The sequence below is a fragment of the Mojavia sp. genome (assembly GCF_059505145.1).
This window is the reverse complement of the sequence record NZ_JCACKA010000163.1, coordinates 1-8,841: the sequence shown is the minus strand read 5'-3', so window position 1 is coordinate 8,841 and position 8,841 is coordinate 1. Positions and strand designations below refer to the sequence as shown.

Here is an 8,841-nt window from a genome sequence, read left to right as displayed (position 1 = left end):
TTCCTTCTACATTTTCTCAGAAATGGTAAATCTTCCAAAACTGGATGCTCCCTATTCGATTAACTTAGCGGCGCAAAAGTTACCAGTGATATCAAGATACTCCCGGCGCAGAATGACCAGGACAGAAAACCTTTTAGTAGAGGCAATGCTGCTCATATTCCACCTTCCATATATTTGTCAAAACTGGTTCGTCTAAAACGGCATATTTTTTTGGTCTTCTTCTGGGGCTTGTGACCAAAACTCTCGAAGTTGTTGGCGTTTAGCCGCCTGAAATTGCTGTTTCTCTTCGGGCGACACTTCACCAATCAATCGCGCTACTTCATCGCTTTGCTTCTGTTTCATTTGTTCAGTTGTGGCAGCAGGTAACCCCAGTGATTCATTTTTGACGGAAGGTCGAAAGTTGCGACGACGAAACAAAAACCTGAAGTGGCGTTTATCTTGTGGGGGTAACGATCTCCAAACGTCCTCATCCCAACCAGGAGGTATAAAATCTGATGATGGTGGCAGCAGAGTTTGGATTTGAGCTTGCAGTTGTGCAATCGCCTTGCCTTGCTCCTGGATGATTTGACTTTGCTGTTCTAACCGTTCTAAAAGTTGGGTCAGTAGTTCTGAGTTTTGGGTGGATAACTCCGCCTCGCGGGTTTTGTAAGCAAAGTAATTCTGTGCAGAAGCTATTTCTGGTTTTCGAGAATCTCCATTCATGGCAGTCAAGTAGCAACCATGACGACTGAGCTTGAAATCATCTCTGGGTCTACCTCCTGAACTTTTTGCGGGCAGACGCAAAAAGTGTTTTTTGCTGTCCTGTCCAATGTTTTCGCAAGCGGCGATTGCTCTGTCTATAGCATCCTCAAATTGTCGCCATTGCTGATATCCCAGAATGGACATGAGATCACGCGCTAACCAATATTCGTAACCCTGCTCATCAATTTTTTTGATTTGGTCAAAAGGGCTATCAGGGCTGGTAGGGGTTGATGTAATTGCATCCATATTGATATCGACTCCAATTTTTGACGCATGAAAATATCGGCAGCACCTATACCAATTCGCAATTCGCAATTAATACTCCAGGCACAAATGCGAGGTTTAAATATTGATGCTATGCGTTTCGTTTTTTCTTAATTGAAGTTAGGAACCTGTATTCCAAATGACTCAATTATTCAATTCGCTTTATAATTGCGACTTGCTCCCCTGCGAATTGCGAATTGCTTGGCCGTACTGCATTCAGTTCTTGTAGAGATGTAAGCGCGAGTTTTATTTACTGCTTCTCGTCTTGCCAAAACCGCAACTCATCTTTGAAATAGCGGTCAGTTTTTTTGCCTCGTTCTTTCCAGTGATCCCAAGCCACTATCACTTCTTCGCCCAAATCCTCCACAACTTCACCCCTGCCGTTGTATAGGGTATAGTAAGGGTCAGCATAGGCAACAATGCTCCCTAGTCCAATCACAGAAGTAGTAGAAGCAATTTCTAGCGCATTGATTAAATCAGTCTCCTCAGTGGTCAACTCTGCCCAATAGTCTTGTTTGATTACCTCGTACTCTTGTGCCACAGCTAAATAGTCAATCCATGTACACCCAGGTTTGATCAACACAGCCCTGATTTCACTCAATGCTTGGGGTAATAGTTGCAACTGTTCGGCGCGATATGCGAGCGCCTGCGGTGTCGGCTCACTGCCCAAGATTAACGCCGCAGCTTGAAGTGCCTGGGTGTTGTTCATGGCGCTGGCGAGGTTCCCCAAAGCTATGCCCATCAGCCGTAGGCATTCCTGTGCATTCTCTTTGGGTGGTTCATGTGCCAGCGAGCGCAGATCAATTGTCTTATCCAGAGCTTGCTTGACTTGCTTATTCAGGGCTTTGGTTGCTTGTTTTGTGAGAGTATTGCCCCATTCCTGGGCGGAGCGTTCTTCTACAGCACTTTCTAATTCCTGAATACGTTTTTGTAACCGTTGGTTCTCAAGTTCTAACTGCCTTAGCCCCTCTAACTCAAAAAGCCGTTGCTGTAACTGGATATTTTCTTGTTTCTGCTGCTGAAACAGTTGTTGCAAAGCTTCGAGTTGTTCTTGAACTTGCTGTTCGGCTCTGGTATTAGCTTCTGAGAGTAAACCAACCCTTAATTCTTGCTCCAGCCGTTCCAATTCCTGCTGGTGCTGTTGTTTGAGTTGTGCGATTGCCTCAGAATATTCTTTGGGGTAAGTTCGCTCAGTGGTAAATGACTCAATTGTGCCATTACTCAAATCCGCATTGTTCACCAGTTCTCTATCACCATCAGCAAACGTGACAATCTGCTGCCAGTTGTTCGGTGCGTCTGCTTCTATGGTTCCCTCTTCACCAAAACGGGGGTGAGTTGGTGAGGTGACTTTGACTGTGTTGGTTTTAGGAACCGTTGGTTCCTGAATTTGGGCAACTATTGGTTCTTCAATTTTAGGAACCAATGGTTCCTGATTTTTTTGGCGTGGAAGCCGAGGAACCACCTTGTTAGCAGCTGCCGCAAAATCCGATTCACTGGGAAAAGAGTTTTGTTCGAGTGCGATCGCAACGGCTTGCTTCAGTTTCTCTGGTTCCTTGACTAGTCGCAGCAATGAACGGGCTTGACGCTCATTTTTGATGTGTTCACCTAACTCATCGGCTGTGTCCCTGACTTTCTTCGCGCCTAACAGTTGGTTAATTCTTCGGTATCCACCCCAGGCTGATAACTCAGTTTGGCAGTATTCCTCAAAAGACTTGTAGCCAGCTTCACGGTAAAGCTGATTATCACGCATCTGTAATATTTCATCAACGGCTTGCCATTCAAATCGGTCAATGGCAGTGAAGGTTTCTTTGATGCTGGTGTTGAGGACACTGTAAGGAAGCGTTGGTGTTTTTTCTAGTGTCAGCATATTTCTTGCCCACGCTTGGTAAACGCATAAAAACAGACAAGGATGCAATTTCACCAAAGTGAGTCTGGTGCTGATCTTTAGGTTTTAACAAAACTGTGTCAGCATGGTAATTAGCTCACTTTGCAGTCAAAGGATTGAGCAGGCGATCGCACTTGCTTGGCGGCGGGCGATCGCTTTATGCTGCAATATCCTGTGTATTGGGTTCACTAGTCTTTGGAATTCTGCGTTTAACAGCCGGTAATATTCCTATTTGTTGTGAACTATCTTCTCCAACTCCTGCATCATCATCGGGGACAAAAACAATTAAGTCTCCAGGTTGGCATCCAAGAGCAATACAAAGTCCATTCAGCCTTTCTGCTGTCAAACGAGGCATTTCATCTGTTTTCCTAAGTCGAGAAACAGAGTTTTCGTCAATTCCTAGAAATGCTGCCAAGTCTTTGTTTTTGATGCGTTGCCTTGCCATCACTTCATTTAACTTCCAAACAATCATCTGTTTTTTCATGCGACACCTCCATTAGTTTAATCCTCGTCTTGCTTGGATAAATCGACTACTGATCAGTATACATAAATAAATCGGCTTTATCTACGTGTGATATATATTAGTAAATTTCATAAATGTAATATTAGCTTTTTTGTTGACATAATTCTACGTCTCATATATATTTATAAATATGAGATAGGGAAAACTGCCAATACCTATTTGATACAGATTTGCAGACATCCAAAATCCGAATTTTCAAAACTCATCCCTATCAAAACAGCCAGCACAAACAAGCGCAATCAAGAGTTTGCTTCTGCAACCATCCCTGTTTGCCTTGGTCATGCTCAAACGCCACTAGCTTTGAGATTGATTCAATTTACGGCTACGCCAAAAATCTGTGAATGCGTTGTGGGGGAGCCACAACGTTGTCCATAAAAACAAAGGCAATCGCTCGGCCTGGAAAACTTCGCGATCGCCTTTTACCCTATTACACTAGGAACTTCATTATGACCTACATTGCACATACACAGCAACCAGTTGACGAGCAATCCTTAGCCCAAGCCGAACTCGCGCAGTACATGAACGAGCAAGCGCAAGCTGTAGCCCCAGAAGAATTTACCAGCATTGAAATCGACTTCTACCATCATGAGATTTACGCCAGCGGTCAACTTATAGCCCAAATTTCCTACGATCACCGCGATTTTGTCACTCAAAGATGGCTGGTGATGGTTAACGACAAAGAAGAGTTTCGCGCTGATACCTGGGGTAAGTGCTACCGTTAGTTAACGACCTCGCGGATGTTAACTGTACGAGGACGACCGCCTGCTTTGGGAGTAGGAATCAGTGGTTTGAGGATGTGCCATTGTTGGTCAGTCAGGTCAGTGGGATAGAGCTTTCGAGCCATAGCTTCTGTAATCTTGATGCACAGAAGTTTGATTCTATACTTTTCATACATCCTCTTACTCAAACGTCAACGTTGGTGATAACAATATCACTTGCAGTTAGGGAGGCATTATTAGCCAGGATCGCGAACTGTATCTGTGCTGTTCCACCTTTACCATCGGCATCAAAGTAGAGAGCGCCCGTGTTCTGGTTGTAAATGAACCGATCTGAAGCATCCTGTGCATTAGAACCAAGACGGAACATTTGCTCTGTAATTGTACCTAAAGGTAGTTCTTCACCAAAGCCACTGGGTTCGACTCGGAGCGTATCAGTAGTTGATGAGAAGTCTATGATTAGATCTACGCCTTCCTCTGGAGACCTAAAGCTAAATGTATCGAAACCCTGACCTCCAATTAAGGTATCATTGTCGAGCCAACCATTGAGAAAGTCATTGCCTGCCCCTCCAATCAGGATGTCATTCCCAACTTCATCGAGGGAACCCTCGCCATATAGTACGTCATTACCGCCCCCACCATTTAGGGTGTCATCTCCAGCACTACCACCAAGCCTGTCATTACCATTTCCACCAATTAGGATGTCATCTCCAGAATTACCTCCAAGGTTGTCATTACCATCTCCACCATCGAGAAAATCATTCCCTGTAGGCTCCCCAATGCTACCATCACCATTGAGTCCATCATTGCCGTCTCCACCAATTATGATGTCATCCCCACCCTCACCAAGTAGGATGTCATCACCGTTCTCGCCAAGTAGGATGTCATTTCCAGAACCACTTCCGAAATTGTCATTACCATCTCCACCCTTGAGGTTGTCATTGCCACCCTCACTATCAAAGATATCATTATCGGTGCCACCGATTAGGATGTCATTGAAAGATGAACCAATGAACCATTCGATCCCTGTTAAACTGTCATTTCCAGCACTTCCACTTGTAGTACCTGTAGTAAGGTCGATGGTCACGCCCCCAGGAGCAGTTGAATAATCAGCCCTATCAAAGCCATCGCCACCATTCAGGCGGTCATTGCCAGCCCCACCATTTAAGTTGTCCCCACCATCTCTGCCATAGAGGATGTCATTACCAGCCCCACCATAAAGGTACTCAAATCCAAGTAATTCCCCTGTAGGGTTGTCTCCGCCATCCAGAATATCATTGCCAGCCTCCCCATAGAGTGTGTCAGTACCGTTTCTACCATAGAGAATGTCATTACCACCTTTACCAAAAAGCTGATCATTACCACCTTTGCCGTCGATTAAGTCATCATTCGATGTGCCAAACAGGGTGTTGTTATCGTTATCTCCAATAATATTAGCCATCTCTATACTCCCCTCTGCTACAAGTTTGACTCGGAGATCGGTCTTTACTCCTGACTAGCCTCCTTCGCACCGGACGAGCCCCTTTCGAGGCATCCGGCGCTAAGGCTTTCGGTAATGCGATAAAAGGGTTTCCCCCTTTCACCTGCGGACGCAACCCCGCCACTCTTTTACTCCCGGTGGTAAGCCGGAAGCCGAGGCATTACCGTGCCCATACGTACGTCTCGCCTCCTCTAAGCATTGCCGCAAAGGGAACAAGCCGCCTCACCCCTTTGGAAGAAGGAGGAGACATAGATGGTTATGGTGTTGTTTTCTATCCGTGGGGGCTATCCCGCCCCCACATGCCCCCAACTGCCGGTTGTTGACTGACAGCCTCTTATTACTCTTTCCCCCCTGCCGCTATTTTCCCTGGAGGGGGCCGTCAGTCACCGCTACCCCTACAACCGGCCTGTCTTTGTCTTGTAACACGCACCGGAGTTCTTTCATTTTCTGCATACCCCGAAGAATTACCGGAGTATGCAACGACTAATGAGGTTTTCCGTCCCCGGCGTTTAGAATAAGCTTTTGGAGTAACCTAGCTTTCCGCTTGTCTCCAACAAGAACCGCTTTGTACACGCGATGAGTGAAGGCGGAAAAGGTTACGGCGGAATTTCTTCCACGGTAAGGCTTTCCAAGATTCACTATCTATACTCACCCAAGCTATTGAATTTATAGTAATGAGCTTTGTTGCTCTGATGATTTTCGATTTTATCGACGGACTTTACGTTGTGCCATTACCACCTCAAACAATTGCACAATCCAATGCCAGTTTGAAATCTGCAATAACAGCGCCTCAAATTGAACCACTATCTAACACTGAACGACCAGAAGTAGAACCTCAACAAATCCCCTTCGTTACATTACAATTTAAGGAAATTTCTGATCCCTGGACATTAGAATTAGAGTCTCACAACAGTTCTACCGAAACTCAACCAGTTATACTCCAATTCCCTTCACTAAGGCTGCTACCACCAGCAACAGGAGTACAACCTAAATCTAAAGCTAAAACCGCCAATAAATCTACTCCCCTCAAAGGCAAAACTACCAAAACTTCTAAGACTACTGCAAAAGCGACATCTATTAAAGCTCCACGAAAACCCGCAAGACCACGCAAGCAGTCGGCTTAAGTAACTTTGCTGGGTGTCTTGTTGCTTCGACAGAGACACCTATTAAAGGAGCGATCGCTATTCTTAAAACGCGATCGCTTTTTTGTCATTTCAAAAAGTCAAAACAATGCAAGCAGCACACTGTGCCTTGGTAGTCGCTCTCCAGTACGCCCCAGATACTCTTGAGTTTGCTCACGCTCGTCACTCGCTTCGCTCGAATTCAAAATTCAAAATTAATGCCCCATGCACGCCACTGAGGGTGCCGGGAAACCCGTCCACCGCAGTGGCTTATAAATGCAGGGGCTTGAACAACAAGTTTATAAATCTTTATCTCCATAAATGAATTTAGGGGCTTGCACCTGAATTAATTAATTCAAAATTACTGAGCTATTCTTGAATGCGTGAATTTTGAATGCGTGAATTTTGAATTGTTTCGGTCAGCACTTGGAAATAGCAATCGCCTTATCTGGAGAATATCATCAGCTTTTCTGGAGTATCTTCTGGAAAACTTCACCAGAACGAGTTAAAAGACGGATTCGCTCACAATGTAATCAACTAGCATTTGATACATATTCCCACATGGTTGAGCTAGCTCTTTTGGTCAACGAATATGCAGCAAAACAAACATCTATTGGAGTTCCACAACCGAAAGAGTGGTTGGAATTCATTTTTAATTTGAAATGTGCAAATCGAAAAGATCGAGCGTGAGCATCCCACAGAAATCAACATCTTGCAACTAAGTCTACTTTGATTGCCGATCGCTGTACGAATCTTCCTGTGCAGTATCGGCTACGCCAAGTTTTTGTGAAATCAATATCTATATATACAGTCATGGTTAATGCAATCCAAGGCTCACTGTTTGATGTGCAAACAGTTTTAGACTACGGGCAATCCATTGTCAGCGCGGGACAAGAACTTGCCAAATTATTGATTAAGAATCAACCTTTGGCAAACAGAGCAATCCAATCGCAGATGAATCGTTATTTTAACGGAACTGCGACATCAGGGGCGTGGCAGTGGAAAGATGCTTATGAAGCTGTAGAGGTTGCACTAATTCTTTACCTCCGCCGCCAAGGATTACCACAAAACCCCTTAAAAGAACTACAACGGCTTGAGTTGCTTTGCCCTACTCATACACGCCGTACTGAAGAACAGTTACAACTACAGCAGTTTTCGACTCCGCTACCCTTGGCGTACTTGGTGGCAATGGCAGGGCAAATCAATGGTAACGACTTGGTACTCGAACCCAGTGCTGGTACTGGCATCTTAGCTCAGTTCTCCAAACTCTGCGGAGCAAGCCTGATGCTCAACGAACTCGCCGACGATAGAGCTAAGATTCTGCGGCGGCTGTTCCCCGGCACACCATTATTCTCTGTGAATGCCGAGCAGATTAACGACTACTTAGCTGGAAAGACTCAGCCCTCGGTTGTGCTAATGAATCCGCCATTCTCGTCATCGCCCAACATCAACAGTCGCAACAGTAACGCAACCCCTCGCCATATTAACTCTGCACTACAAAGGCTGTGTGATGGTGGACGGCTGGTGACTATCACTGCCAATTGGTTCTCTCCGGCTAACCCAAGGTGGCAAGAAAAAGCGCGAATTTTAATGTCGGTCGGGGTCAGTGGCAAGGTATATAGCAAACATGGGACAACAATCGAAACCCGAATCACGGTTATTGATAAAGTTCCGGCATCTAACTCCGGCGACATTCCTTGCATTAGAGAAACGCTTGAACTGCCCGAACTACTGGCGTTGATTGAGCAATTACCCCTGCGTTCGCAATGGAATGCTGCAACTCCTTTAGCTGCTGTCGTTGCAGCGAAGGTTGTTAAACTGCCCAAACATCAAACAGTGGCTCAACCACAACCAGCTTCCGAGATTCCAGATGTAGTCATCCTAGAATATGAGGTTATCGAGTGGACGGCTAGTGAGGGTTTGAAAGATACGCTTTACGAAACCTACCGACCACAGCGAATCAGAATCAAGGACGCTCTACCCCATCCCTCGCTGCTGTGTGAAAGTGCAGCCCTAGCACTTGTCTCTCCCCCGGCTCCCATATATAAACCACATCTTCCTAGCGGGACTTAAACAAAAATTAAGCCCAAATGTAGCCCAAACTAGCTTTA

Annotated in this window: 9 protein-coding genes and 2 pseudogenes; 5 read left to right on the top strand and 6 right to left on the bottom strand. The window is 45.4% G+C overall.

The features are described 5' to 3' along the window. On the top strand, window positions 1–196 hold a 196-nt coding region (locus tag AC5JL8_RS38860; RefSeq protein WP_495885002.1), incomplete at its 5' end, for a hypothetical protein. On the opposite strand, the gene AC5JL8_RS38855 is transcribed toward AC5JL8_RS38860, so the two are convergent. The 3 genes from AC5JL8_RS38855 to AC5JL8_RS38845 all read right to left on the bottom strand — a co-directional run bounded on the left by AC5JL8_RS38855 (window position 193) and on the right by AC5JL8_RS38845 (window position 3,374). Continuing rightward, window positions 193–987, bottom strand: a complete 795-nt coding sequence (locus AC5JL8_RS38855) for a BRO family protein (RefSeq protein WP_495885001.1) — start codon at window positions 985–987, stop codon at window positions 193–195. The two genes, AC5JL8_RS38860 and AC5JL8_RS38855, sit on opposite strands and share 4 nt — an antisense overlap. A gap of 268 nt (window positions 988–1,255) precedes the next feature. Beyond that, complete coding sequence (locus AC5JL8_RS38850) at window positions 1,256–2,872, bottom strand: hypothetical protein (protein WP_495885000.1); 1,617 nt, start codon at window positions 2,870–2,872, stop codon at window positions 1,256–1,258. Between the two features lie 175 nt (window positions 2,873–3,047). After that, a complete protein-coding gene (locus tag AC5JL8_RS38845; protein WP_495884999.1) occupies window positions 3,048–3,374 on the bottom strand; it encodes a helix-turn-helix domain-containing protein in 327 nt (108 codons plus the stop codon). Between the two features lie 485 nt (window positions 3,375–3,859). Between AC5JL8_RS38845 and AC5JL8_RS38840 the strand changes: the two genes are divergently transcribed. Next, window positions 3,860–4,135, top strand: coding sequence for a hypothetical protein (locus AC5JL8_RS38840; RefSeq protein WP_495884998.1), 276 nt, complete (start codon window positions 3,860–3,862; stop codon window positions 4,133–4,135). Here AC5JL8_RS38840 and AC5JL8_RS38835 read toward each other — a convergent pair. The 3 genes and pseudogenes from AC5JL8_RS38835 to AC5JL8_RS38825 form a co-directional block, all read right to left on the bottom strand. Beyond that, window positions 4,135–4,257: pseudogene (locus AC5JL8_RS38835) on the bottom strand (transposase); the annotation flags it as partial. The gene AC5JL8_RS38840 and the pseudogene AC5JL8_RS38835 overlap by 1 nt on opposite strands. Window positions 4,258–4,316: 59 nt before the next feature. Then, on the bottom strand, window positions 4,317–5,570 hold the full coding sequence (locus AC5JL8_RS38830; RefSeq protein ID WP_495884997.1) for a calcium-binding protein: 1,254 nt from the start codon (window positions 5,568–5,570) through the stop codon (window positions 4,317–4,319). 543 nt (window positions 5,571–6,113) lie between these two features. Next, a pseudogene (locus AC5JL8_RS38825) lies at window positions 6,114–6,270 on the bottom strand (reverse transcriptase N-terminal domain-containing protein); the annotation flags it as partial. A gap of 13 nt (window positions 6,271–6,283) precedes the next feature. Between AC5JL8_RS38825 and AC5JL8_RS38820 the strand changes: the two are divergent. From AC5JL8_RS38820 to AC5JL8_RS38810, 3 genes are all read left to right on the top strand, one after another. Next, on the top strand, window positions 6,284–6,733 hold the full coding sequence (locus AC5JL8_RS38820; RefSeq protein ID WP_495884996.1) for a hypothetical protein: 450 nt from the start codon (window positions 6,284–6,286) through the stop codon (window positions 6,731–6,733). A 423-nt stretch (window positions 6,734–7,156) separates the two neighbouring features. Further along, a complete protein-coding gene (locus AC5JL8_RS38815) occupies window positions 7,157–7,420 on the top strand; it encodes a hypothetical protein (RefSeq protein WP_495884995.1) in 264 nt (87 codons plus the stop codon). Window positions 7,421–7,543: 123 nt separating this feature from the next. Next, window positions 7,544–8,803: a hypothetical protein gene (locus AC5JL8_RS38810; protein WP_495884994.1), complete on the top strand. Its 1,260-nt coding sequence runs from the start codon at window positions 7,544–7,546 to the stop codon at window positions 8,801–8,803. Window positions 8,804–8,841 lie beyond the last annotated feature (38 nt).